A 24464-nucleotide genomic window follows, 5' to 3' on the forward strand; every position below is an offset into this window, starting at 1 on the left:
GCTACTCGACGCTCCCGCCGTCGGTGGCGCTCTCTTCGACGTCGGCCATCTCCGTGGCGGCGGCCAGCTCTGCCTCAGAGTCGCCGCCGGGAGGCGTCACGTCGGCCAGTACCTCCTCGATCACCGACGCCGGAGACACGTCGCTCAGTTCCGCGTCGGCAGTCAGGACGAGCCGGTGGATCAGGACCGCACGGGCCAGAGACTTCACGTCGTCGGGGACGACGTACTCGCGGCCGTGGATCGCCGCGCGGGCCTTCGCGACCTTCAGCAGTCCGAGCGACGCGCGCAGCGATCCGCCGTGTTCGACATCGGGGTGGTCCCGAGTCGCCGCGACCAGGTCCAGCACGTACTCGCGGACGCTGTCGGCGACGTGAACCTCACTGACCGCGTCGCGTGCGGCGGTCAGTGCCTCGGTGTCGACGACCTGTTCGACGCTCTCGGCGTCCAGTTGCGGGGCGTCGTCGAAGCGGTCGAGGACGCGTCGCTCCTCGTCGCGGTCGGGGATGTCGACGGTGAGCTTCAACAGGAAGCGGTCGCGCTGGGCCTCGGGCAACTCGAAGGTCCCTTCCATCTCGATGGGGTTCTGCGTGGCGATGACCACGAACGGGTCCGGGAGCGCGAGCGTCTCGCCCTCGATCGTGACGTGGCCTTCCTCCATGGCCTCCAGCAGCGCCGACTGGGTCTTGGGCGTCGCGCGATTGATCTCGTCGGCGACGACGACGTTGGCGAAGATCGGCCCCTTCTGGAGCTGGAACTCGCCGGTCTGGCTGCGGTAGACGCTGGTCCCGGTGATGTCGGCCGGCAGCAGGTCCGGCGTCATCTGCACGCGCGTGTACGCGAGCCCGCTCGCGCGGGCGAACGACTGTGCGAGCGTCGTCTTCGCGACGCCGGGGACGCCTTCGAGGAGGACGTGGCCCCGGCTCAGCAGCGCGACCGTGAGGTGTTCGACGAGTTCGTCGTGTCCCACGAGCACCGTCCCGACTTCGTCGCGGACGGTCTCGTACAGGGCGGCTGGCTCAGTCATTGCCATCACGTTCCGTCCGTCGCGTCATAATGGCTTGCGTTACGCGCTCGACTCGCTCGTCGTCCCACTCGGGGTGGCGAGCCGTCACGCCGCGAACGACCGCCTCGCGGTCGCGTGGTCGGTGGACCGTGTCGCTCGCTCCGAGACGGCGTCTCAGCGCCGCCACCCCGTCCACCAGGGCTGCGTGACCGGCCAGGACTCCGAGCAGCGCCGTTCCGACGACGGCCTGCCAGAGCGGCGACTCTCGAAGCGTGAGCAACAGCGCCTGCAGCGGCGGGAGACGCCCGGCGTGGGACACGTCGAGGACGACGGTGTCGTGGCCGGCGACGACGGTACGGGCGAACGCGCGATTGTCGCCGTGTTCGAGCATCGCATTGATGAAGACGCTCGGGTCACTGACGGCGATCACCCGCCCGTCGCCGACGCGTTCGGTCGTGGCGACCGGGTACCGAGCGACCGTCTCGTCGTCGTCGAGTGTCTCGTTGCCGTTCCGATCGAGGTAGGCGTACGGGGAGCTGGCCGCGAGGACCGTCGCGTTCGTCGCGCGAACGGCTCGCATCGTCCCGTTGGGGTCGTCGGCGCGAGTGGCTCCGGCCGCACGGATCGCGGTCCCGTGGTTCAGGACGACCGTCTCGACGCTGTCGTTGTCCAGCCCGACCGCCGTGGCGACCGGCAGCGCCGGCCCGTTCTCGTAGCGGCGTTCGTCGCGCAGGGGTGCGCCGTCGAACCGGGTCCGTGCGCCGACACCGCGGAGCAGCTGGTTCCCGTTCGGTCCCACGTCTTCGGCGATCAGCAGCGTCCCGCCCGCCTCGACGAACTGCCGAATCGATCGACGCTCGCGGTCGGTGTAGCGCTGTTCGGGCGAGAGGAGCACGGCCAGCGTCTCGTTGGCGTCGGCGGTGTCGTAGACGCTGGTGTTTCGGGCGATCGACAGCGACTCGGCCTCGTCACCGGCCATCGACCGGAAGTCGCTGGTACCGTCCCAGGCCGGGTTGTACGAACCGAAGGCACCGCCCGAGGTGCTTCCGGCGACGAGCAGCCCCAGAGCGACGGCGACGGCGAAGCCAGCGAGTACCGCACGCGGGTAGTCTGGAGCCACGTCAGATCACCCCCGGCGGGAGGATGGCGAGGATGCGTCTGACGACGACGTAACCGAAGGCCAACAGGCCGAGCAGGACGAGCCACTTGAGGCGGGCCCGCCAGCGTGGCGTCACACTGAACGGAGCCGTCAGTTCGATCACGACCAGAAAGCCGATCAGCGAGACGACGAAGAACAGCTCCAGAGAGAGCGAGCCAAGCAGCGCCAGCGCGAGGACCGTCGCGCTCATCCACGCGACCTGTCCGACGACGAATCGCTGGCGTCGCGGCGTTGTCATTGGCCGAGTCGAACGGTCGGCGACGGTATAAGCTGTCGGGATACGGGCCGAAGGGACAGGGTATTGTCGCTGGCAGACGACCGTCGGAGTAGTATGTGGCCGTGGGGACACCTCGCCGTTGGCTATCTCTGTTACTCGCTGCTGGCCCGAGCGACCGATCGGCGCGTGTCCGCGTTCGCGGTCGTCGCCGTCGCGGTCGGCACGCAGTTCCCGGACCTGATCGACAAGCCACTCGCCTGGACGGTCGCCGTGTTGCCCAACGGCCGCTCGCTGGCGCACTCGCTGCTCACGGCAGCGGTCGTCGGCGTCGTCCTCGTCACCGTCGCACGCGCTGTCGATGCACGCGACGAGTCCCGACAGCTCGGGGCCGACGGTGGCACCACCCCGATGCGTCCGACGGCGGTCCACCTCGCTGGCGCGTTCGTGCTGGGCTACGGTACACACCTCCTGAGCGACGGACTGCGCCCAGTCCTCGACGGCGATCTCTCCATGCTGGCCTATCTGGCGTGGCCGCTGCTCCCGGCGATCCAGTACGACGGGTCCAAGAGCTTCCTCGGCCACGTCGCGGCGATGGAGCTGACGCCGTTTCTCGCACTGCAGTTCCTGCTGGTCGGCGTGTCGCTCCTCGTCTGGAACGCCGACGGCAGACCGGGCCTCTCCGTGGCAAAGCGAACACTGTGTCGGGAGCGAGATAGGTAGCGAACGCCCGTCTGGCCGTCATCGAACAGCGCCGTTCCCAATCACGACTGCTGTGCTCTCGCCAGACGAATCCAAAACAGCAGCCAACCAGGCAGTGTGACCAGTGCCTCTTCCCAAACTGGGCCAACAGGACCAACTCCTACATACAAAATGGCGAAAACGTGACCACACGCCCCATAGTAGATGTGTTATTCGCCACACATCAGCAACATTCTTGTTGCACAGATATATTCGGCCTGAAAGAGAATAAAAGAGCGATGTCTGCCCAAAGAGAGTGGTCGTTCAGAGATTGCAAACAGTACCGCAGGTCCATCGACCGTAGTCGCTGTGTGAGTATCCCAGCGGTGAGTCGAACGATGAACTCCCGAGAAGGGGACAGTATCACGAGACCAGTTCGTGTCTGTCCCCGATCCAGTCATCGCTTTGAAATTCGAAATCGAGATCTCTGGTAGGCGTCTCTCGCTGGATGTTTCTCATCCTGAAATGCCCGTCTCAGTTGGAAGACATCGGAAACCGTCACCTATTCAACGTCCCGTGTTGTTACCCGACTACTATGGGTCTGTCACCAGACGGGAGAGTCGAACAGACGGATATCTATCGCGAGCTCGGGGTCCGGGAGGTCGTCAACGCCGCCGGGACGAAGACACGGATCGGGGGCAGCCTGATTCGGGAAGAAGCACTCGAAGCGATGAACAGCGCGGCCGAGGGGTTCGTCGAACTCGGCGACCTGCAGGCGCGAGCCAGCGAACTGATCCGCGATGTCACCGGGGCCGAAGCGGGATACGTCACCTCGGGTGCCGACGCGGGCCTGCTGCTCGGCGCAGCGGCCGCCATCGCCGGCTCGGACGTACAGGCGATGGATCGCCTCCCAGACACCGACGGGCTGGCCGACGAGATCGTCATGCCCCGCACCCACCGGACGGGCTACGACCACGCGCTCCGGGCCGCGGGCGCGACGATCGTCGACGTGGGGACCAACGACTTCCACCTCGGGACTGGCGCGACCAACGTCGAGCCGTGGGAGATCGAGCGCGCCATCGGCGAGGACACCGCCGCCGTCGGCTACGTCCAGAAGAGCTACACTCAGCCCGACCTCGAGACGGTCGTCGAGATCGCCCACGACCACGACGTGCCGGTGATCGTCGACGCCGCCGCGGAGGTCCCGCCGATCGACAACCTCGAACGGTTCGTCGAGACCGGCGCGGACCTCGTCGTGTTCAGCGGCGGGAAGGCCATCCGTGGCCCGCAGACGACCGGGATCGTCGCGGGTCGCAAGGACCTCATCCAGTCGATCGCGCTCCAGCACCTCGACATGCACGTCGCTCGCGAGGCGTGGGACCCGCCCCGCGAGCTGATCGATCCCGACAGCGTCGACGGCGTCCCGCGCCAGGGGATCGGTCGTCCGATGAAAGTCGGGAAAGAGGAGCTGGCCGGACTGATCCGCGCGCTGGAAGTGTTCGTCGACCTCGACTACCAGGCGCTCAGCGACGAGTGGCAGCGCCAGGCCGAACGCGCTGCCGACGGGCTCGCCGACGAAGAACACCTGACGGCGACCGTCACCGGCGGCGAAGGCGAGAACGTCTCGCCGGTCGTCGAGGTCACCCTCGACGAGACGCTGTCGGCGGTCGAACTCGTCCGGGCGCTCCGAGACGAGGACCCGCGCGTCTACGTCGGCGCGGACGGGATGGGCGACAACGAGATCGCGATCAACCCGATGTGTCTCGACGACGAGGAACTCGACTACGTCGTCGAACGGATCCGCGCCAACCTGTAAGCGGCCGTCCGCCACGCTCGCGATCACCCGCACTTATTGTCGAGCCACACGAGCGGTCCCACATGGAAATCACGGACTACGAGCTGTACGGGGTGCCGCCGCGGTGGCTGTTCCTGCGTCTGGAAACGGACGAGGGGGTCACCGGCTGGGGCGAGCCCGTCGTCGAGGGCCGAGCCGAGACCGTCAGGGCAGCCGTCGAGGAGATCATGGACTCGTACCTGCTGGGGAAAGACCCACGCCGCATCGAGGACCACTGGCAGGCGATGTATCGGGGGAGCTTCTACCGGGGCGGTCCGATCCTGATGAGCGCCATCGCCGGGATCGATCAGGCGCTGTGGGACATCAAGGGCAAGCAGTACGGGCTGCCGGTCCACGAACTGCTGGGCGGGCGCAGCCGAGACAAGATCAGAGTGTACCAGTGGGTCGGCGGCAACCGACCCGAGGAGCTGGCCGACGAGGCCGACCAGCTGGTCGACGCCGGCTACACGGCGCTGAAGATGGACGCGACCCACCAGATGCGCCACATCGAGTCACGGGAGACGATCGAGGAGATCGTCGATCGCGTCGAACACGTCCGCGAGGCAGTCGGCGATCACATCGACATCGGCGTCGACTTCCGCGGGCGCGTCTCGAAGTCGATGGCGAAGACGCTGACCCACCGTCTCAGCGATCTCGGTCTGATGTTCATCGAGGAGCCGGTGTTGCCCGAGAACGTCGAGCACCTGCCGGCGATCGCCGCACAGACCCGCGCCCCGATCGCCGCGGGCGAACGGCTCTACTCCCGGTGGGACTTCAAGCGGCTGTTCGAGACGGGAGCCATCGACGTGATCCAGCCGGACGTGTCCCACGCAGGCGGGATCTCCGAGATGGTCAAGATCGCAAACACCGCCGAGACCCACGACGTGGCCGTCGCACCAAACTGCCCGCTGGGCCCGATCGCGCTGGCGGCCTCGCTACAGGTCGACACCTACGTCCCGAACTTCTTCGTGCAGGACCACGGCTTCGACATCCACCTCCCCGCGTCCGATCGGACCCACCAGTACGTCACGGACGATCCGTTCGTGTTCGACGACGGCTACGTCGAGGTGTTGGACGATCCTGGACTGGGGGTCAACATCGATCGATCGCTCGTCGAGGAGCGTGCCGAGGCCAACGTCGACTGGCACAATCCAATATGGCGACACGAAGACGGGAGTATCGCCGACTGGTAACGTGAACACTTATCACGCTTAGGCATCAATGCCTCCGTATGGCTACGGGGGACACCGGAGGGACACTGACCGCGCTAGGCAAGACGTTCAGGATTGTCGAATACATGACCGAGACGGACGGGAGCGTCCGCATCACCGAACTGGCGACGGAACTGGACATCTCGAAGAGTACGGTCTACAAACACTTGAACACGCTCAGGTCGGAAGGCTACGTCGACAAAGACGACGTGGCGTACCGACTGAGCCCGCGCTTTATCGACGTTGGTGAGCACGTCAAAGACTCGTTCGAGCCCTACGCCCAGGCGAAGCCGGCGATCGACAGCCTCGCCGAGACCACCGACGAGACGGCGGGACTGGTCCTCGAACACGACCGACAGGCCGTCGACATCTACTCGACGGTGGGCACTCACCCGGAGGCGTGTTCGATGACGACGACGCGTCATCTCCACTGCAGCGCCCCTGGGAAGGCGATCCTCTCGACGCTGTCGGACGAGAGCGTCGACGAGATCCTCGAAGAACCGCTCGTGTCGCTGACGCCGGACACGATCACCGACACCGACCGCCTCCGGAGCGAACTCCGACGGATCGGAGAGCGAGGGATCGCCTTCGCGCGGGGCGAACAGCGTGCCGACGTCAACAGCGTCGCGGTGCCCATCGAGTTCGCGGACTACCAGGGTGCCGTCTACGTCGCTGGCACCGCGAGCCGACTGTCGAGCAAACGGCTCGAAGAGGACGTACCGGGGATGGTACTGAGTACGGTGCGAGAGATCGAAGCCAAAATCGCCTGATACTGCCGGCTGTCCGTCTGTAACGAATGTTGCGACCCCGTGGTCGCGAATATCGTGAAACAGTGACAGCCGGCAGTATGCGCCGGAGCACGTCACTCACCGATACGTCGCTACAGCTGTCGGGACGAAACGAGTCCGCACGCACCGTCGCTCCGTCCCGACGGAGCCCGCCGAGACACCACGACACGCTGTCCAACCGACCGCACAGCCGACGGCGTCGACGGCCGAGAGAGTCGATGCCGACGGTGATCTCCGCCCGACACGCGCGTTTCACAATGAGGGACAGGCAGCGATCTGCCGTGAGCGGGTCGATCGACAGCCCGTCCCAGCGAGTGCGAGGACCACCGTCGGTAGCCGCTCCGGACGAACCTCACACGAACGGCACTGGACCGTCCACGTGCGCGTCGTCGTGACTCGTTCGTCGTCCCTGTCCACGGAGCGGCACCGATACGGGTGTCCCGGCAGTGCGACCGGCCGATCTCCCCAGGTGTTTCACATTGTAGAACGTCAGCGGCGACGCCGCCGCGGATCGGCGGCGTGTGGGAGGCGTCGATCGAAACCAGCACCGAGGGGTCACTCCGAAAGCAGACGCTGACAGTTCGCTCGTACTGTCTGTCCGTCTGTAGCGTATCTCGTCGTCCTGGACGACGCGTCTCCGAAACGGCGACAGCCGGCAGTAGCGGCCGTCGGGCACGGCGAACAGGCGGTGTGTGGCGATCGATCGAGTCCGCATCGTAGTAACGATAGTACTGTCGTTACTGCCAAAGTCGGCGGCTAGACTGTCATGCACTATAATGAAACACCTGGCGATACATAACCCTTACCGTGGGTATTGTTGACAGTGTCGAGCGACGGCGGCGTCGCGCTACTCGACGACGCCGTTCTCGACGCCCGTGACTCGTTCGCGGCCGCCGTACGTAGTCGCCGTGAGTTCGACAGAGACGGTCTCGCCCGGTTCGAGCGTCTTCATCGTCCCGTTCTCGCGCTGTGCCTCCGGGTACGAGTGGCCGGGGTAGGCCGTCGTCGGTTCGAGCCCCGCGGTGTAGTTGCGGCCCCAGAACGGGGACTCGTCCATGCCGCCGAAGGCCTGCCAGTACCACAGCGACTCGAAGTGCTCGGCCGGGTACGACAGCGCGAAGCCAACGTCGAGTTCCCTGTTGGTGACGGCGTACCACCCCTCGTCGACGCCCAGCAGGTACGCCTGGTCGTGGATCTCGCTGTCGGTCGGCGGGAACGCGGTGAGGTCCACGTCCTCGCCGTCGACGGCCTCGGCGGTCGGCCACTCGAAGTGCTGGTCGCCCGCCAGGCGGTTTGTCTCGTGGTCCTCCGGGTAGTCGTCGATGTAGCTCTCGCCCGCGGGCACGTCGAGGCGCGCGTCGGGGCCAATCAGCGGCCGACCGAGCGCGACGTGGTGCTGCCAGGCGTATTCGAGTTCGTACTCGCCTTCGTTGGTCACCGATTCGGCCACCTCCAGGCTCGACTCGTCGGCCGGCAGCGTCAGTTCTCGGGTCACCGCGAAGGGGTACCGCCGGAGACGCGTCGAGAGTTCGAGGGTGACGGCGTCGGCGTCGTCCCGCGTCACCGTCGCGTCCCACGGAATGAGCGCACTCTCGCCGTGGTGGTCGTAGTGGTTGCCCGGAATCGACATCGGACCACCAGCGACCGGCAGGTTCAGCTGCCAGCCGCCGGGGTAGTGCTCGTTCCACGTCATCTCCGTCGAGGGAATGACGCGGTCGCCGGGCGGGTCCCACTGGTAGTCGGCGTGGTACAGCACGTCCACGTCGGTACGCTTGTCGCGGAACTCCAGGATGTCGCCACCCTTGCCGGGGAGCACGAGCACGCGGAGGTGCTCGTTCTCCAGAATCGCGGCGTCCATCCCGCGATACGTGAAGTCCGTCGAGACGGACGGCCGGTCGTCGAAGTATCCCATACCCATCGCTGTCGCTCGGGGGGTATAAAAATATCCCCGCATCGCGGATCGGATCCCCGGACTTAATATTAGCGTAGTGGTTTTTCCATAGTCTCATAAGAAGACCAACTTTATTAGGCGTCGATCGAGACGGGCCGGCAACGGCGAACGCTACGCCGTCACCATCGTCGTGGCGAGCACGCCATTTATCGACGTATTCGGGCTGTATGTCCCTGTTTTCCCCACAGATTCCCTTGTCGAGACGCGGAGCGTCTGCAGTGACGACGCCGAACCAGAACACACACAAAACGGTAGATAAGACGAATTTATCGCCGTTTTTCACGCTGGAAAGTCGCCAGACAGAGACGGAGTGCTACGTCGGGGCTCGAATGGCCTGGATCTGTTCTGAGTGGCGTCTTGCCCCCAATAGTCTGCTTTCGAGGTAGTATATATTCTTGATATATAGGGATCGTGAGTCACGCAGCGAAGCCAGAGAGTACGGGCCGTCCGGCCGTGGCACAGTTCGGGGCTCCAGAGAGTGAAGTCGTTGAACAGCGACCGCCGGGGGCCGGCGCACTGACCACGTTATTTGTCCACACAAATTCCTGTATATAGCAGACAGTAGCGCAAATTTCTGCTGAGAACTGGCGGGTAATACTTACGCGTGGTTTGGTCGTCGCCCCAGACGATGACACCGCCACGTGGGCGCGACTGGAAGCGGCGATTCGTCCCCGCGCGACTGCGCGAGAGCTACATGGCCAAGTTCGGCGTCGCGCTGGTAGTCCTCCTGCTCGTGACCGCATCGGTCGGCATCTACACGCAGGAGGCCGTCGCCCGTGAACTGGAAGCCGACGTCGACAGCGAGCTACAGACAGTCGGCGAACTGACGGCCAACGACCTCGAAAACTGGGTCGAGCAGCGACGCCTCATCGCCCGCGAGGTGTCGAAGAACCACTGGCTGGCCACCGGAGCGATCGCCTCGACGCTCAACTCCGAGTACAACGACCTCCCGGACGACGTGGTCGCGCTCCACTACGTCGACACGGCGAACCTGGACGTAGCGGCCACGACGATGAACACGCTCTCACAGCAGAATCTCCGGGAGCGTGGCGATCCCTGGGCACAGGACGACGTGACGTTCGACCAGATCGACACCGTCCTGGTCTCGGAGCCGTACACGCTCGACAGCGGTCGAACGGTGATGGCGTTCGTCAGCCCGGTGCCGTCTCAGCGCAACGAGGCGGTCGTCCTGGTCGCCGACGTGTCGCGGGTGGCCGGTGAGTTCCGCAGCCCGGTCGAAGGCAGCGTGACGCGCGTCGTCGACGGCGACGGACGCGTCGCGTTCGCGAACGAGACCAGTGCAATCGGCAGCGAGTACGCCGGGGCCTCGTCAGTACAGTCGACGGCCATCGAACGCGGGCAGGCGGGCGAGAGCGGCGTGCTCGACGGCTCGACTGCCGGGACGGCCGTCGATGGCGACGCGCTCGTCGCCTACGCGCCGGTCGAGGGAACCGACTGGACGGTCGTCGTCCACGCCCCACGAGACAACGCGTACGCGCTCGTCGGAACGGTGACACGGCCGTTGCTGGTACTGATCGGAGCGGTCGTCCTCGGACTCGGGACCGTCGGCCTGACGCTCGGTCGCAACACCGTCCGGTCGCTGGACCGGCTCACCGACTACGCCGGTGCGGTTGCCGCGGGCGATCTCGACGCGACGGCCCCCGACAGCGACCGGGACGACGAACTCGGCGAGGTCGTCGCCTCCGTCGGCGACATCCACGCGTACCTGTCGACGGTCGCCGGGCAGGCCGACGCGATCGCCGACCAGCGGTTCGACGCGCCGGTGCTCGACGACGAGGTGCCAGGCGAGTTGGGGGTCGCACTCGACCAGATGGCGACCGATCTGGAGACGATGATCGAGGACCTCGACGCGGCCCGGAGGGACGCCGAGGCAGCGAGACACGAGGCCGAGCAGCTCAGCGACCACCTGGAGACTCAGGCCAGTGAGTTCGCGACGACGATGGGGCAGGTCAGGGACGGCGACCTGACCCAGCGACTCGATCCGGCCGGCCAGAGCGATGCGATGACCGAGATCGCCGAGTCGTGCAACGCGATGCTCGCGGAGATGGAGACGACCATCGAAGAGATCCAGCGCTTCGCGGACAGCGTCGCCGACGCCGGCCACCAGGTCGCAGCCTGTGCCGACGACGTGGCAGAGGCCAACCGCGAGGTCGACGAGGCCATCGAGCGGATCGACGAAGGAGCCACGACCCAGTACGACCGACTACAGACAGTCAGCGACGAGATGAGTGACCTCTCGGGAGCGATCGAAGAAGTCGCCGCCTCGGCCGACGAGGCCGCGACCGTCACCAGCGAGGCCGCCACGGAGGGCGAGCGCGGCGCGGAGCTCGCCGCCGCGTCGGTCGACACGCTCGATCAGATCGAGTCGACCACGACCGAGACGGCCGAGGCGATCGCGGCCCTCGAACAGGAGGTCGAGGCGATCGGCGAGGTGGTCACCCTGATCGACGGCATCGCCGAGCAGACGAACGTGCTGGCGCTGAACGCCTCGATCGAGGCCGCACGGGCCGGCGAGTCCGGCGACGGGTTCGCGGTCGTCGCAGACGAGGTCAAGCAGCTCGCGACCGAGACCCGAGAAGCGACGCGCGAGATCGAAGACCGGATCGAGCGCGTCCGGACGACGGCGAACGACACCGTCACCGACGTGCGCGGGATGCAACACCGCGTCGCCGACGGGATCGAAACGATCGAGGAGAGCCTCGATTCCCTGGAGCGACTGGGAGAAGCCGTCCAGCGGGCCAACGAGAGCGTCCAGTCGATCGACGACACCACCGACAGCCAGGCGGCGGCCAGCCAGGAGGTCGTGGCGATGGTCGAGGCCGTCACGGAGATCAGCGAGCGCACTGACGGCGACACCGACCGCGCCGCGGAGTCGGCCGCCGCCCAGACCGACGCGGTCGCTGCCATCGCCGACAGCGCGGGGACGCTCACCGACGACGCGGCCGTCCTCACCGATCGACTCGCTCGGTTCGACACCGCCACCGAGGGCTCGGAGCCGTCCCGAAGCGAGGACGAACCCGACGGAGTGGAACAGACGGCGCTGGAGCGCGCCGACGAGACCGAACGAGCAGTCTCGGAGCGCCCCGACGACGCGCGGCCGGCCAGGCCTGAGACGACGCCCCCGCGAGACAGCGGCCTCGTCACGGTCGAGACGGACGTACTCACCGTCGACGGCGGAGAGCCGGCGGCGGACGACGACCAGTCGGCCGCGGAAGACGAACAGTCGGCGGATGGAGACGACCAGTCAGCCGCGGAAGACGAACAGTCGGCGGCAGACGGCGACCAGTCAGCCGCGGACGACGATCGAGAGACGGCAGCGGCGGTCTCGGCGACTGCAGACCGCGAGCCTCGACAGACGGAGTAAAGAGGGGGCTCAGCACGACGCTCTCGGTCTGCGCGGAGTCGGGTGTCGGCGCTGAGCTGGCGCGGACGAGTCACGCCGGCAGCCGAAACGCGAGGCTGTACATCCGACCGACAGATTCGGAGCCGATCTCCGTCGCGAGTCGGTCGGCACGCGCTGCCAGCCGGTCGCCGATATCGCCAGGCCAGGCCGCCGCGTGGTCGCGGGCCACGTCGGCGTGGGCCGACAGATGCGCCCCAGTCCAGGGCACCGGATCGAGCAGCGTCCGTTCGCGGTCGAACGACCAGCCCCCACCGACGAAGCAGCGTCTGAGCGCGTCTGGCGGGTAGAACGTTAGCGCCGGCCCACCAGTCGCAAGCTCCGAAGCGGCGTTCTCGACGGCGAACAGCTCGCGAACGGCAGCCGTCTCGGGCAGCGGAGCGTAGTCGTCGATCACGAGGTGACAGCCGGGCGCTGCGACGCGGCGGAAGGTCGCCGCGACCGCCGACAGCGCAGCGGGATCGAGGACGTTACAGAGCCCGTGGGCCGTGATCAGGTCGATCGAGTCGTCGGACAGCGCGAGCGTGCGTAGATCCGCGTCGAGGACGGCCAGCCGGTCGGATCGCGTGTCGTCGGCTACCCGGTCGCGGGTCGTCCGGGCGTGTTCTCGGTCGTTCGTGACGGCGTAGACTCGCTCGGCCCCGGCATCGAGGAGTCCAGCGGTCGTGTTGCCGACGCCGGCACCGGCCTCCAGACAGCGTCGGCCCTCGACCGGGCGATCCGCGAGGGCGGCGGTGACCGTGTTGGGAACGGCCATTCAGTGGTGGAGCTGTTCGGGGACCGGGCTGTCGTCGTGGCGCACCTGCTCGATCAGCGAGCGCTGGGCGGCCTCGTCCATCTCTTCGTAGTCGGCGGCGGCTTCGAGGATCATCGTCACGAGCTTGGGGTCGCCCGCGCTGACGACGCTGGTCAGCCCTTGAGAGGCCGCGAAGTCGAATCGTCGCCGGATCTCGTCGGGGGCCGTGACCGGTCGGTACCAGTTCGCGAACGGGCGATCTGCTTCGGGGAGCTCGTCGGTGTCGGGCCAGGAGCCGGCGGCGAAGGCCTTGATGCCGAGGGTCCCGACGTCGGCCGCGTGGGCCCGATCGAGCACTGCCTCGTAGTCGTGATTCCCGTCGTCCTTCGCCGCGACGACCGGGTTCAGCGGGAACATCAGCGAGTCGAGGTCGTCGATGCGATCGATCGCGTCGAGGACGAGCGCCGGTTCGCTGTGACTGGTCAGCCCGACGTGGTCGATCAGTCCTTCCGCTCGGGCCTCGCGGAAGGCCCGCAGTGCGCCGTCGTCGCCGGTGATCGCGTCGAGTTCCGTCTCGTACTCCAGCCCGTGGACCTGATAGAGGTCGATGGTGTCGACGCCGAGGCGGTCGAGCGATCGTTCGAGCATCTGCCAGGCCCCCTCGTAGTCGCGTTCCTGAGTCTTGCACCCGAGGAAGATCTCCTCGCGGTGCTGGCGGAGCTTCGGTCCGAGCTTCAGTTCCGCGTCGCCGTAGGTCGGTGCCACGTCGAAGTGATTGACGCCGTAGTCCAGGACGTGTTCGACCAGCTGGTCCGCACCGTCCTGTTCGAGCCAGTTGAGCGCGATCGCCCCGAAGGTCACGACAGTGCTGTCCTGACCGGTGTCGCCGAGCGGGCGTGTCTCCATACCCGAACGTGGGGCTGGGAGATGCATAAGCGTTGCAGCGCTCAGCGGCCCGAGTCGTCGATCCGGGGATCGAGCACGCCGTAGGAGAGGTCCTGCACGACGTTGCCGACGACGCCGACCGCGATGATGACCAGCGTTCCGCCCAGCAACACCGGGAGGTCGCGCTGGTCGACGGACCGGAAGAGCAGGGAGCCAAAGCCGTCGATTCCGAAGAGCACCTCGACGACGAACACCGCCAGCACGAGCAGCGCCAGCGCCTCGGTGAACACGAGCGAGAAGATCGGTACCGCCGCGTTCCGGAGGACGTGGGTCGCGACGCGGCGCGAGCCGGCCCCCTTGGCCCGCAGGAGGCGGACGAAGTCGGCCGAGGCGTGCTCGGCGGCGTGAGCGCGGGCGTAGCTGACGACCCCGCCGAGCAGCGTCGTCGCCGTGAGGACGATGGGCAACAGGTGCTCGAAGACCAGCGGCGGCCGCGAGATCACGCCGGCACGCGCAAGCGAGACCAGCAGTCCCCCGAGCCAGAAGTTCGGGACCGCGAAGGCGAGGTAGATCGTCCCGAGCCCGACGCTCCCGAGACGGCTCTCGGGCCGGAGCGCGAGGAAGAGCCCGAAGGCGACGCCGACGGCCACTGCGAGTGCGAGAGCGGGGAGCACGTACATCGCCGTCCGTCCCGCCGCCGCGAGGACGGTCCCGAAGACGGGATCGCCCGTGACGAACGAGCGTCCCCAGTCGAGGGTCACCATGTTGCCCAGCCAGTCGAGATACTGGACGGCGAGCGGGCGATCCAGCCCGCGGGTCCCGAGGTACTGGTCGCGGACGGCCGCGATGGCGTCCTCCTCCTCGCCGGCCCACTTGAGCGCGCCGACCTGTCGCTGCAACACCCAGTCCTCGGTGAGCGTAAAGAGCCCGAACACCGCCGTCAGGACCGCCCAGGCGGCCACGCCACCGAGAGCGACGCGCCAGGCGACGACGCGGAGGAACTTCATGGCGAGTGCCGGTGTGTCCGCGAGTCGGTTCGGTGCCGGGAGCGAGCGCGATCGGCCGTCCGAAGGGCGTTCGTGGAGGGCATCGAGGGATCGTTTTGGCGTGGGGTGTGAAAAAACCTCCCACGGGGAGCAGTGTGCCCTCGAAGGAACGGATAGATTTATCAGAGTGGCTGGTACGTGTTGACACAACCCTCCATGGCAGCGCCCTCCGAGCGTCCCCGGTTCGAGCGCGTCGACTGGTCAGCGGTCGACGCCACGCGACGTACCGTCACCCCAGAGCGAACGATCCTCGCCGTCGGGCTCCTGATCGTCGCGGCCCTCTGGCTGTACGACCGATACGTGGCCCACGTCTATCTCGTCGCCGAGTGGGCCGTGACGCCGGTCGACTGGGCCGTGATGGCGGGCCTGGTCGTCCTGACCGCCTACGGCGTCGTCCCCGCGGTGCGGAACCGCGAGGCGACCCTGCGCGTCGCCAGCGCGATACGAGACCGTCCGGTACTGGTCGCGGCGCTTTGCTTTCTCGGCGGCCTCTTCGTCGTCGGCACCGTCCTGCCGCTCGTACTGGGCCGCCCCGAACTCAACTTCGGATACGTCTACCAGCCGCCGCTGGGCTTTGCAGCCGACGCCGGCTGGAGCCCGAACTGTGCCGGCGAGATCCGACAGGGAACGGGGATCCAGCGGTACTGCGAGGGATCGCTCCAGGCACCGCTGGGGACCAACGGTCGCGGCCAGCTCGTCGAATCCCTGCTGGTGTCTGGCGCGCGCGTCGCCATCTACGTCGTCGTGTTCACCCTGGCGTTCGTCGTCCCGCTGGCGACCGCGGTCGGGGTCACGGCGGGTTTCCGTGGCGGTCGCCTCGACGACGTGTTGCGGACCTACGTCGACGTACAGCTTTGCATCCCGGCGATCTTCCTCTACTTCGTCGGCTACATGTACGTCGGCGCGTCGCTGGCGCTGTTGCTGGCGACCTTCGGACTGCTGAGCTGGGGGCCGGTCGCGCGGCTGGTCCGCAGCGAAGTGCTCCAGCGTCGCGAGGACGGCTACGTCGTCGTCGCGCGCAGCCTCGGCGCGTCCGACTGGTACGTCGCCCGACGGCACGTCCTCCCGAACGTCACGAACACGCTCGTGCCCGCGGTCGTCCACCTCGTCGCGATACTGATCGTCGCAGAGGCCGGGGTCGCCTTCCTCGGCTTCTCGGACGTGGAGCTGTACTCCTGGGGCTCGACCATCGCCGAGGGGCTGAGTCCGGACCGCGGGACGGCCCACCAGGTGTGGTGGGTCTCGACGGCCCCCGCGGTCGCGCTGGCCGCGACCGTCGTCTCGCTGAAGCTCGTCGGCGACGGGCTCCGGGACGTGCTGGATCCGCGAGGTGAGCACTGAGATGTCGGGCGACCACTCCGACCCGCTGCTGGCAGTCGAGGACCTCCGAACGCTCATCCGGGCAGACCGGGGGACCGTCCGGGCCGTCGACGGCGTGAGCTTCGCCGTCGATCGGGGCGAGGCGGTCTGTCTCGTCGGCGAGTCCGGCAGCGGCAAGAGCGTCACCTGCGAGTCCCTGACCGGCATCGTCCCACAGCCACCCGCAGAGATCGTCGGCGGCTCGGTTACCTTCGACGGAATCGACCTCCGGGCGGCCGACACGGATCGCTCTGCGATTCGGGGCGCGCGGATCGGTCACGTCTTCCAGAACCCCCAGCACGCCCTCGATCCCGTCTACTCGGTCGGCGACCAGCTCGTCGAGGCGATCACGATCCACCGGGAGGTCGACGAGGCGACGGCCCGAGAGCGGGCGATCGACCTGCTGGGGCGTGTCGGCATCCCCCGGGCGGCCCAGCGCGTCGACGACTACCCCCACGAGTTCTCCGGCGGGATGGCCCAGCGGGTCGCCGTCGCGATCGCGCTGGCCGCGGAGCCGGACCTGCTGATCGCCGACGAGCCGACGACGGCGGTCGACGTGACCGTCCAGGCCCGCCTGATCGACCTGCTGCGGGGGCTGCTCGACGACGGGATGGCGCTGTTGTTGATCACCCACGACCTCCGGGTCGTCGCCGCGCTTGCGGACCGCGTGCTCGTGATGTTCGGCGGCACCATCGTCGAGCGCGGCCCCGTCGAGGCGGTGTTCGACCGGCCGGCCCATCCCTACACGCAGGCGCTGTTCGACAGCTACGACGGGACGACGCGACTCGCCGAACGGCCCTCCCGCGACGAGTTGCCCGCCGACGGCTGTCGCTTCCGCGCGGAGTGTCCCCACGCCGTCGAGTCGTGTGCCGGCGGGGAACAGCCCGGATTCCACACCGTGGGCGACGGCGCGAGCATCGACGGCCACGCCGCCTCGTGTGTCTACTACGGCGACGGCTACGACGGCGAGGTAATCCAGTCTGCGGGCCGTGCCGTCCAGCAGAGCGCGACGGGGGACGACGATGACTGAGCGACCCGACGCCGAGGGCGAGCCGCTGCTCGCGGTCGAGGGCCTGGAGCGCCACTACCCGATCACCGAGGGGTGGCTCCGTCGCGAGGTCGGACGCGTCAGGGCCGTCGACGGCGTGAGCTTCGAGATCCGCGAGGGGGAGGCGTTCGGGCTGGTCGGCGAGTCCGGCAGCGGGAAGACGACGCTCGCCCACACCCTGCTGGGGCTCGAAGAGCGGACCGGCGGCACCGTCCGCTTCGACGGCGACCCGGTGAGCGAACTCTCCGATGCGGAACGGCGGTCGTTCCGCCGCCGCGTCCAGCTGGTCGTCCAGGACCCCAACGAGGCGTTCAACCCACGCATCCGGGTCGGTGAGGCGGTCGCGGAGCCGCTCGCGCTCAACGGGATGGACGACGCCGACCGGCGACGGGCGATCGTCGAGGACCTGCTGGAGCGGGTCGGCCTCGACGCCGCGGACACCGACCGCTACCCCCACGAGTTCTCCGACGGGGAGAAACAGCGCCTCGCGATCGCCCGCGCGCTGGTCGTGGACCCGGACCTGGTCGTGGCCGACGAGCCCACGAGCGCGCTGGACGCGCGAGTCAAGTCGGACATCCTCGCGCTGCTCGAAGAAGTCCGCCGCGAGTTCGACGTGTCGCTGCTGTTCGTCAGCCACGACATCGACGTCGTCCGGCGGTTCTGCGACCGCGTCGCGGTGATGTACCTCGGTGAGATCGTCGAGCGAGGCCCCACCCACCGAGTGCTCGACGCACCCGCCCACCCCTACACGGAGGTCCTGCTGGACTCTGTTCCCAGCCTCGATCCGTCGGACCGCTCGCTCGTTCGCCCGCTCACGGACACGATCCCCGATCCCGCCGACCCGCCGAGTGGCTGTCGATTCCACACGCGCTGTCCCGCCATCGTCGGCCCGGAAGAACTCTCGGCGGCGACGTGGGAGCGGCTGGCGAGCTTCCGCTTTACCGTCCAGACGGGCGAGCTTCCGGCGTCGATCGACCTCGCCGACCCGCCCGACCCGGCGACGATTCGGTCGGTCTTCGACCTGCCGGGGGCGATCGACGACGAGGCGATCGCCGAGGGAGTCGACGACGCCGTAGCCGCGCTCGCGGACGGCGACCTCGACCGGGCGTCCGAGCGACTGGCGGCCGTCCTCCCGAGCGTCTGCGAGCAGCAGGTCCCAGCGACAGTCACCGTCGACGGGCGGCCGGTCAAGTGCCACCGTCACGACCCGGCGATCGACGCCGAGCCGCGCCCGGAGTAGACCGGACCGACTCACTTTCGTCGCCCAATTGCGTCCCCAAGTGTCGCCAGGAGATCGTCGGGGTCGGCCAGGTCGTCGATCGCACAGCGGATCGGGAACGGCCACGGCAGCGAGCGCCGAATCGAGAGCGCGTCCGTACCGTGTTCGACTGACGACAACTGTCCGGCCGGGACGAACTGGTACACGACCGTGCCGCTGGCTCGGATCAGCAGGCCCTCGTCGAACAGCTGGTAGGTTCGGCTTCGGCCGTAGAAGATCGACTGGCCGATCAACATGCCGCCGATGCCAGGCCGAACACCTACGAACGGCGTATGAACGAACACCATCGAAGCGATGGCGATGATCCCCCCGACGAGGGTCGCGATCCTGACGCGCCGGCAGTACCGCTCGTCCGGCCGTGAACGCCACTCGGCGATCGGCGAGTCGGTCCCGGTCAGCAGAGCGGCGTACCGATTCGTTGTCGCCACGTAGATGACCGCACTCGCTACAAGCACTGCAATCAGACCCAGCAAGAGCCCGTCGTCTGGTGACCCACCGAGATCGAGCGGTGGAAAGAAGAACGGGCCAAGTACGAGGACGGCAAGCGGCACGACGAGCACGCCGAGGTGGACACGAGCCCGGACGAGCGTAGCCGGGAGGGAAGGAACACGCAGCGCCAACACCGCGGCTGCGATGCCACAGAGGAGTGCAATCGAGAGCGGGATCAGAGCGACTACTGCGGTGCGGAAAAACGCGACAGCGGGCACACCGACGAGCACCGCCGTCGCAGTGCCGACGGCGACGGCGAACGATCGCCTGGAGGGGCGGAGAAACGACATACTTTCACACACGCCAGAGCGAGTCAAATCCCTTGTGGAACGAGAACACTCACCCGCCCCCTCGCGCCGCCAGCGCACCGGCCAGACACAGCGCCGCGACGAGCAGGAAGACGGGGGCCGTCAGGGGCTGGGTCCCGAGACCGAGCTGGTAGATCGACCAGCCGATGGCCGCGGCGAGACCACCGACGAGGGCCGTCCCACCGGCGTGGACGAGTTCGAGCCGGACCGTCGTTGCCGACCGACCGAGCTGTGCCCCCAGGTCGATCGCCGTCCCGGCGCTGTCCCAGGCCACCGCCGTCGCGACGGCACCGACGAGCAGCGCCGTCACCGGTGCGCCCTGGACGCCGGCCGCGAGGACGCCGACGAACAGCGCCGCGGCCCCGGTCGAGACGGCGTCGTGTCGTGCGAGGGCGACGCCCGCGAGGAAGAGCGCGACGCCGACGGTGCCGACGGCGAGCGCGATCCAGGAGGTGGCTCCGGCGGCCGCGAGCGCGACGAGGGCGGCAAGCACCGCGAGCGCGCTGCCGGTCCGGGTCGGCGATCGATCGATCCCGGTCATTCCGACCACCCCGTCCGGGCCAGCGCCACCGGCAGCGACTGCTCCCACGGCCAGTCGACGACGGGGATCCCGGCGGCCCGGAGGTCGGCGATCCGGAAGCGCCGCGCCACCGTCGCGAGCTGGCCGGCCCCGGAGGCCGTCGTCGTCGGGTCCGGGCTGACGACGGTCACGAGGTGGCCCCCGGCGTCGAGCTGGCGAGCGACGGTGGCGACGGCGGGCGAGCACAGCGGCGAGAGGAGGACGACCTGTGCGTCGCCGGGCAGTTGGCTCCGCAGGGAGGCCAGCCAGCCGAACGGCAAGACGCTCTCGGGCGTCTCGCCGGGGGCGAGCGCGGGGTGGGTCGCGAGCAGCTCCCGGGCCCGGACGCGGTGGGCGTCGCCCGCACCCGGCGCGAGCCAGCAGTCGCGAGCCCCGAGCGCGGCGATGCCGACGCGGTTGCCGTCGTCGAGCAGCGTCGTGAACAGCCGGCTCGCGGCGTCGACGGAGCGCTGGACGGCGGTCTGGCCCCGCCGCGAGGGACCGACCGCGGCGGCCTCGTCGCGGTCGATCACCAGCACCACCGTCGCGGCTCGCTCCTCGCGGAACTCCAGGGTCGCGAGGTCGCCGGTCCTGGCGTGGCGGTTCCAGTCGATCCGCGACAGCGGGTCCCCCGAGCGGTACGCGCGCGTGGCGAAGAACTCGACGCCCTCGCCGCCGGTGGCGGTCTCGACGCGCCCCGTGTGGCGAGTGGGCTGGCGGCGCAGCGGGACCGGTTCGTCGATCGGCCGGAGCGGCGGGACGCAGGTGAGTTCGGTCGCCGTCTCGGGCTCGACGGCCAACTCTCGCTCGACGCTGCCCGACAGCGTTCGGACGAGGACCTGGGCGTGGCCGAATTCGTGGTGGCCCCGCCGTGTGGCAACCTCGTAGGTGATCGTCGCACTGGCACCCGGCCACAGCGCCGTCCCGAGCCGCGGGGACCCCTCGACCACGGAGAGGGCGGGCGGAACGCCGTCGACGAGTCGGAGATCCCACACCGGCCTCTCGCCCTCGTTGGTGACGGTCAGCGTGACGGTGACGGTCTCGTCGGGCTCCGGGTCCGCGGGCTCGACAGTGCGCTCGATCGAGAGCGGCGGCGCGGAGAGCGGCCGCTTGCGAGCGGCGGCCGCGTAGGCGATCCCGACCACGGCGACGAGGACGACGCCCGCTCGTTCGGCCAGTACGCCGACGCCGAGGGCCGAAAGCGCGGCTGCGCTGATCCCGCGCCAGTGTCCCGTCGAGCGTGTCGTCGGCGTCGGATCCGCGACGGCACTGGCCCGGTCGAGGCCCGCGTCCCGGCTGTCGAGCGGGCCGACGATCCGGTCCAGTTCCGGGCGGGTGGAGCCGTCGCGGTCGTCGGTGTCGACGCCGGCCGTCTCGGCGATCGCACGGACGGTGCGCTCGATCCCCTGCCAGTACGGTGACGCACCGCCCAGGCGCGTGCGGAGTCGGTCGGTGAGCGGAGGGCGCGAGCGTTCGTCTGCGAGGAACCCCGCGGCGACGGGATCGTCGGTCCAGGTGCCCCGCTCGATCGCCTCGCGGGCCGTCGCTTCGCTATCGCCCCGGTAGCGCGTCAGTACCTCGGTGGCCACGCGCCGGAGTTGCTTCCGGCGGCGGTCGGCCGTCCCGTAGCGCGTGGGGTCGAACGCCGCCAGCACGGCGTCTAGCTCCTCGCCCGGCGAGGGAACTGCGGGCACCGCCTCCGGCATCGCGGTCTCGGCGCGCCGTCTGGGGGCGTGGCGTCGCCCCTGCACGACGCGAAGCGCCGCGGCGACCGCCAGCAGACCGATCACGACGACGGCGTAGCGCTGGATGCCGAGCCCGAACACCCCCGGCGCGACGAGCGCCCCGACGCCGACCGCGAAGGCCACGAGCCCGACGGCCGCGAGGAGACGCCCGCGGCTCACGGCTCGCCCTCCGCGTACCGGGACTCGATCCGGCGCAACAGTTCGATCGCCCGCCGTTCGTCGTCTCCGTCGATCTCGTAGTCGTCGTACCGCGCCCGCTCGAAGAGGTCGGTCAGCGCCGCCACGTCGTCGGCGCTCAGCCCCGACTCGACGGCGGCGCGCTCGAACTCGCGGGCCGTCGTCGTCTCCGGGTCGGCCACGTCGAGGCGGTCCGTCATCTCGCGGAAAGCGCGGTAGACCTCGTTGTCCACCGCCGCCGTCTCCTCGATGCGGTCCGCCGCTCGACCGGCGGCCCGCCCGACCGCGACGGCCGTGCTCGTCTCGTCGTCGTCCGGGTCGGTCCGGTCGTCGGTCGAACCGTCGGCCGGTCGTCGGTTCGCGGCGACGGCGATCCCGACCACTGCGACGGCGATCACCACCACGAGTGCGACCGACAGCACCGACGGCTCCGTCGCCGTGCCGCCACCACCGCCCGCACCCACGCTGACGTTGTCGGTGCCGGGGACGCCGCCGCTGGACGGCTTCGGGATGGGGTCGAAGGGGACGCCCTGTAGCAGGGCAGCCAGTACCAGCGAGAGAACGAGGACCGGGACGGCGACCCGGAAGAGCGCGGGCCAGTGCCGATACAGCCCCCAGAGAGCGACCAGCACGAACAGGACGGCGAGGAGCGCGACCAGTTCCGCGAGCAGTGGCACGTCGAGCAACTGTGGAAGCGGCTCGGTCGAGCGTGCGGGAATACCGCCACCCTCGCCGATCCCCGCTCCACCCGTCCCGTCACCGCGGGGCTCTCGCTGGCGGGCCGTGGGGAGAGTCCGAGCGGTCAGTGCGACTGCGACGACCGCAAGCAGCCCCAGGGCGGCGTCTCGGAGTCGATCGCGTGACACAGTGGGTGAAAGTACGCAGAGTGGTATAAAACATCACGGCGACCAGCCCACGGGCGGCCACGGCGTCGCCGTCGGGGATGTCGTACTGCCGGCTGTCACTTCGTGAAGATCTTCGCCACCACGGGGTGGCGAAATCGGTCACAGATGTACAGCCGGCAGTATCAGGACAGACATCTGTTCGCTCGCTCTGGATATCCCAGGTACGTCACCTGGCGACGGCCTCTCGGCCGGGCACGCGCCGAACCAACACCGCTTTACTTCCCCGATAGACAGATCTGTACACGAATGGCTACACGTGACTCGTGGGTATCGAACGTCGGATTCGTGCTCGCCTCCGTCGGCAGTGCGGCCGGGCTGGGGAACCTCTGGCGGTTCCCGTGGCTGACGGCCGGCAACGGCGGGAGCGCCTTTCTCCTCGTCTACCTGCTGATCGTCGTCGGCGTCGGCGTCCCGGGACTGCTCGCCGAGTTCGTCCTCGGTCGACTGGGCCGACAGACGCCCGTCGGGGCGCTGCGCTCGCTGACCGACTCGCGCTGGGGGTCCGTGCTCGGGGGCTTCAACGTCCTCACGACGCTCGTGATCCTCTCCTTTTACTCGGTCGTCGGCGGGTGGATCCTCCGCTATCTGCTGGTGTCGCCGACGGGAGCGTACTTCGACCAGCCCCAGCAGTACTTCGGCGCGGTCAACTACGGCCTCGAAGCGGTCGCGTTTCACCTGCTGTTCCTGGGGATCGTCGCCGGAATCGTCTTCTTCGGCGTGAGCCGAGGCATCGAACGCGTCTCGAAGGTGATGCTCCCCGGCGTCGTCCTGTTGCTCGTCGGCCTCGCCGCGTGGACGGCGACACAGCCCGGCACCGCCGACGGCTACGCCTTCTACCTCGGGTTCGACGCCGACTATCTGGCGGCGAACTTCCTGCGCGTGCTCGGGCCGGCGGCGGGACAGGCGCTGTTTACCCTCTCGCTCGGTGCCGGAGTGATGCTGACCTACGCCTCGTATCTCGACGAGGACGCGTCGCTGCCGCGGGACACGCTCGTCATCGCGGTCTCGAACACGCTCATCGGCGTCCTCGCGGGACTGGTCGTCATCCCGCTGCTGTTCTCACAGGGGATCGACCCCGGACAGGGAGGGCCGGGTGCGCTGTTCGTCGCGCTCGCGCGAGCGTTCGCGTCGCTGCCCGGCGGCGCGCTCGTCGCGACTGCCTTCTTCGCGGCCGTGCTGATGGCCGCCGTGACGAGCGCGATCAGCCTCCTGGAGACGCCGGTGGCGACGCTCGTCGACACCGTCGGCGTCCCGCGACGCCGGGCGACGGCGCTGATCTCGGCGCTGCTCGCGGCCACCGGCAGCGGGCTGGCGCTTGCCAGTTCGATCTTCGAGTTCGTCTCGGGAACGGTCGCGGACCTGCTGTTGACGGTCGGTCTGTTCGCCTTTCTGGCGATCGTCGCCTGGCTCCTGGGCGACGAGGCGCTGGCGGAGTTTCGCGCCGGAGCCGGTCGGTTCGACTCGCTGGCGGTGCCGTGGCTGCTGACGGTCAGCTGGGTGTTGCCGGTCGTCGTCCTCTTCTCGCTGACGAACACGCTCGCGACGCTCGCGGGCGTGTCGATCGGGTTCGGCGGCCGAGCGGTCGTCGCCGTCATCGGTACCGTCGGCTGTCGACTGGCGCTCGGACTGCGAAACACCGATAGAACGAGTGCCGTCGAGGGGTAGG

General features: G+C 68.6%; 20 protein-coding genes. 9 read left to right on the forward strand and 11 right to left on the reverse strand.

All coding sequences use genetic code 11. The features are described 5' to 3' along the window. Position 1 precedes the first annotated feature (1 nt). From AC5FRZ_RS13540 to AC5FRZ_RS13550, 3 genes are read right to left on the reverse strand one after another with little or no spacing between them, the layout of a single operon-like run. Complete coding sequence (locus tag AC5FRZ_RS13540; protein WP_493564849.1) at positions 2-1024, reverse strand: AAA family ATPase; 1023 nt, start codon at positions 1022-1024, stop codon at positions 2-4. Then, on the reverse strand, positions 1017-2123 hold the full coding sequence (locus AC5FRZ_RS13545; RefSeq protein ID WP_493564850.1) for a DUF4350 domain-containing protein: 1107 nt from the start codon (positions 2121-2123) through the stop codon (positions 1017-1019). The genes AC5FRZ_RS13540 and AC5FRZ_RS13545 overlap by 8 nt, the downstream gene beginning before the upstream one ends. A gap of 1 nt (position 2124) precedes the next feature. Continuing rightward, on the reverse strand, positions 2125-2400 hold the full coding sequence (locus tag AC5FRZ_RS13550; protein ID WP_170092437.1) for a DUF8044 family membrane protein: 276 nt from the start codon (positions 2398-2400) through the stop codon (positions 2125-2127). A 93-nt stretch (positions 2401-2493) separates the two neighbouring features. Between AC5FRZ_RS13550 and AC5FRZ_RS13555 the strand changes: the two genes are divergently transcribed. The 4 genes from AC5FRZ_RS13555 (at position 2494) to AC5FRZ_RS13570 (ending at position 6872) form a co-directional block, all read left to right on the forward strand. Continuing rightward, a complete protein-coding gene (locus AC5FRZ_RS13555) occupies positions 2494-3099 on the forward strand; it encodes a metal-dependent hydrolase (RefSeq protein WP_493564851.1) in 606 nt (201 codons plus the stop codon). Between the two features lie 553 nt (positions 3100-3652). Next, positions 3653-4873 carry an aminotransferase class V-fold PLP-dependent enzyme gene (locus AC5FRZ_RS13560; protein ID WP_493564852.1) on the forward strand — a complete coding sequence of 407 codons (1221 nt, stop codon included), beginning with the start codon at positions 3653-3655 and terminating at the stop codon, positions 4871-4873. Positions 4874-4935: 62 nt separating this feature from the next. After that, the gene (gene dgoD / locus AC5FRZ_RS13565) at positions 4936-6084 is read left to right on the forward strand and encodes a galactonate dehydratase (RefSeq protein ID WP_153554267.1); all 1149 of its coding nucleotides are present in this window, start codon (positions 4936-4938) and stop codon (positions 6082-6084) included. A 38-nt stretch (positions 6085-6122) separates the two neighbouring features. Then, complete coding sequence (locus AC5FRZ_RS13570) at positions 6123-6872, forward strand: IclR family transcriptional regulator (protein WP_372480330.1); 750 nt, start codon at positions 6123-6125, stop codon at positions 6870-6872. A gap of 865 nt (positions 6873-7737) precedes the next feature. On the opposite strand, the gene AC5FRZ_RS13575 is transcribed toward AC5FRZ_RS13570, so the two are convergent. Further along, positions 7738-8802, reverse strand: coding sequence for an aldose 1-epimerase (locus AC5FRZ_RS13575; RefSeq protein ID WP_170092441.1), 1065 nt, complete (start codon positions 8800-8802; stop codon positions 7738-7740). Between the two features lie 667 nt (positions 8803-9469). Here AC5FRZ_RS13575 and AC5FRZ_RS13580 point away from each other — a divergent pair. Continuing rightward, positions 9470-12226 (forward strand): methyl-accepting chemotaxis protein, encoded by a 2757-nt coding sequence (locus tag AC5FRZ_RS13580; RefSeq protein ID WP_493564853.1) that lies wholly within the window; start codon positions 9470-9472, stop codon positions 12224-12226. Positions 12227-12296: 70 nt separating this feature from the next. Here the strand turns inward: AC5FRZ_RS13580 and AC5FRZ_RS13585 are convergent, their stop codons facing one another. From AC5FRZ_RS13585 to AC5FRZ_RS13595, 3 genes are read right to left on the reverse strand one after another with little or no spacing between them, the layout of a single operon-like run. Then, complete coding sequence (locus AC5FRZ_RS13585; RefSeq protein ID WP_493564854.1) at positions 12297-13019, reverse strand: class I SAM-dependent methyltransferase; 723 nt, start codon at positions 13017-13019, stop codon at positions 12297-12299. Continuing rightward, positions 13020-13904, reverse strand: coding sequence for an aldo/keto reductase (locus tag AC5FRZ_RS13590; protein ID WP_493564855.1), 885 nt, complete (start codon positions 13902-13904; stop codon positions 13020-13022). A gap of 41 nt (positions 13905-13945) precedes the next feature. Continuing rightward, positions 13946-14890 (reverse strand): ABC transporter permease, encoded by a 945-nt coding sequence (locus tag AC5FRZ_RS13595; RefSeq protein WP_153554273.1) that lies wholly within the window; start codon positions 14888-14890, stop codon positions 13946-13948. A 195-nt stretch (positions 14891-15085) separates the two neighbouring features. On the opposite strand from AC5FRZ_RS13595, the gene AC5FRZ_RS13600 reads away from it, so the two are divergent. From AC5FRZ_RS13600 to AC5FRZ_RS13610, 3 genes are read left to right on the forward strand one after another with little or no spacing between them, the layout of a single operon-like run. Continuing rightward, entirely contained in the window at positions 15086-16270 is a 1185-nt protein-coding gene (locus AC5FRZ_RS13600) for an ABC transporter permease (RefSeq protein WP_153554274.1), read from the forward strand. A 1-nt stretch (position 16271) separates the two neighbouring features. Then, a complete protein-coding gene (locus tag AC5FRZ_RS13605; RefSeq protein ID WP_493565087.1) occupies positions 16272-17318 on the forward strand; it encodes an ABC transporter ATP-binding protein in 1047 nt (348 codons plus the stop codon). Then, on the forward strand, positions 17311-18576 hold the full coding sequence (locus AC5FRZ_RS13610) for an oligopeptide/dipeptide ABC transporter ATP-binding protein (protein ID WP_372480324.1): 1266 nt from the start codon (positions 17311-17313) through the stop codon (positions 18574-18576). Before AC5FRZ_RS13605 ends, AC5FRZ_RS13610 begins: the two co-directional genes overlap by 8 nt. An 11-nt stretch (positions 18577-18587) precedes the next feature. On the opposite strand, the gene AC5FRZ_RS13615 is transcribed toward AC5FRZ_RS13610, so the two are convergent. The 4 genes from AC5FRZ_RS13615 to AC5FRZ_RS13630 are packed head-to-tail and all read right to left on the reverse strand — an operon-like array spanning position 18588 to position 22759. Then, positions 18588-19394, reverse strand: coding sequence for a hypothetical protein (locus AC5FRZ_RS13615; RefSeq protein ID WP_493564856.1), 807 nt, complete (start codon positions 19392-19394; stop codon positions 18588-18590). 49 nt (positions 19395-19443) lie between these two features. After that, positions 19444-19953, reverse strand: a complete 510-nt coding sequence (locus AC5FRZ_RS13620; RefSeq protein ID WP_493564857.1) for a DUF7519 family protein — start codon at positions 19951-19953, stop codon at positions 19444-19446. Further along, positions 19950-21875: a DUF58 domain-containing protein gene (locus tag AC5FRZ_RS13625; RefSeq protein WP_493564858.1), complete on the reverse strand. Its 1926-nt coding sequence runs from the start codon at positions 21873-21875 to the stop codon at positions 19950-19952. The genes AC5FRZ_RS13620 and AC5FRZ_RS13625 overlap by 4 nt, the downstream gene beginning before the upstream one ends. Next, positions 21872-22759 (reverse strand): DUF4129 domain-containing protein, encoded by an 888-nt coding sequence (locus tag AC5FRZ_RS13630; protein ID WP_170092451.1) that lies wholly within the window; start codon positions 22757-22759, stop codon positions 21872-21874. Before AC5FRZ_RS13630 ends, AC5FRZ_RS13625 begins: the two co-directional genes overlap by 4 nt. A 285-nt stretch (positions 22760-23044) precedes the next feature. Between AC5FRZ_RS13630 and AC5FRZ_RS13635 the strand changes: the two genes are divergently transcribed. Beyond that, positions 23045-24463 (forward strand): sodium-dependent transporter, encoded by a 1419-nt coding sequence (locus AC5FRZ_RS13635; protein WP_170092452.1) that lies wholly within the window; start codon positions 23045-23047, stop codon positions 24461-24463. The last annotated feature ends 1 nt before the right edge of the window (position 24464 follow it).

The organism is Halomicrobium sp. HArcht1-1 (assembly GCF_058933285.1).

What these genes read in the sequence shown, in the direction of transcription:
- AC5FRZ_RS13620 (WP_493564857.1), bottom strand. Translation starts at nt 19,953, where the DNA reads ATGACCGGGATCGATCGATCGCCGACCCGGACCGGCAGCGCGCTCGCG.
- AC5FRZ_RS13575 (WP_170092441.1), bottom strand. Translation starts at nt 8,802, where the DNA reads ATGGGATACTTCGACGACCGGCCGTCCGTCTCGACGGACTTCACGTAT.
- AC5FRZ_RS13585 (WP_493564854.1), bottom strand. Translation starts at nt 13,019, where the DNA reads ATGGCCGTTCCCAACACGGTCACCGCCGCCCTCGCGGATCGCCCGGTC.
- AC5FRZ_RS13540 (WP_493564849.1), bottom strand. Translation starts at nt 1,024, where the DNA reads ATGACTGAGCCAGCCGCCCTGTACGAGACCGTCCGCGACGAAGTCGGG.
- AC5FRZ_RS13580 (WP_493564853.1), top strand. Translation starts at nt 9,470, where the DNA reads ATGACACCGCCACGTGGGCGCGACTGGAAGCGGCGATTCGTCCCCGCG.
- AC5FRZ_RS13595 (WP_153554273.1), bottom strand. Translation starts at nt 14,890, where the DNA reads ATGAAGTTCCTCCGCGTCGTCGCCTGGCGCGTCGCTCTCGGTGGCGTG.
- AC5FRZ_RS13605 (WP_493565087.1), top strand. Translation starts at nt 16,272, where the DNA reads ATGTCGGGCGACCACTCCGACCCGCTGCTGGCAGTCGAGGACCTCCGA.
- AC5FRZ_RS13550 (WP_170092437.1), bottom strand. Translation starts at nt 2,400, where the DNA reads ATGACAACGCCGCGACGCCAGCGATTCGTCGTCGGACAGGTCGCGTGG.
- AC5FRZ_RS13560 (WP_493564852.1), top strand. Translation starts at nt 3,653, where the DNA reads ATGGGTCTGTCACCAGACGGGAGAGTCGAACAGACGGATATCTATCGC.
- AC5FRZ_RS13615 (WP_493564856.1), bottom strand. Translation starts at nt 19,394, where the DNA reads ATGTCGTTTCTCCGCCCCTCCAGGCGATCGTTCGCCGTCGCCGTCGGC.
- AC5FRZ_RS13600 (WP_153554274.1), top strand. Translation starts at nt 15,086, where the DNA reads ATGGCAGCGCCCTCCGAGCGTCCCCGGTTCGAGCGCGTCGACTGGTCA.
- AC5FRZ_RS13610 (WP_372480324.1), top strand. Translation starts at nt 17,311, where the DNA reads ATGACTGAGCGACCCGACGCCGAGGGCGAGCCGCTGCTCGCGGTCGAG.
- AC5FRZ_RS13590 (WP_493564855.1), bottom strand. Translation starts at nt 13,904, where the DNA reads ATGGAGACACGCCCGCTCGGCGACACCGGTCAGGACAGCACTGTCGTG.
- AC5FRZ_RS13635 (WP_170092452.1), top strand. Translation starts at nt 23,045, where the DNA reads ATGGCTACACGTGACTCGTGGGTATCGAACGTCGGATTCGTGCTCGCC.
- dgoD (WP_153554267.1), top strand. Translation starts at nt 4,936, where the DNA reads ATGGAAATCACGGACTACGAGCTGTACGGGGTGCCGCCGCGGTGGCTG.
- AC5FRZ_RS13555 (WP_493564851.1), top strand. Translation starts at nt 2,494, where the DNA reads ATGTGGCCGTGGGGACACCTCGCCGTTGGCTATCTCTGTTACTCGCTG.
- AC5FRZ_RS13570 (WP_372480330.1), top strand. Translation starts at nt 6,123, where the DNA reads ATGGCTACGGGGGACACCGGAGGGACACTGACCGCGCTAGGCAAGACG.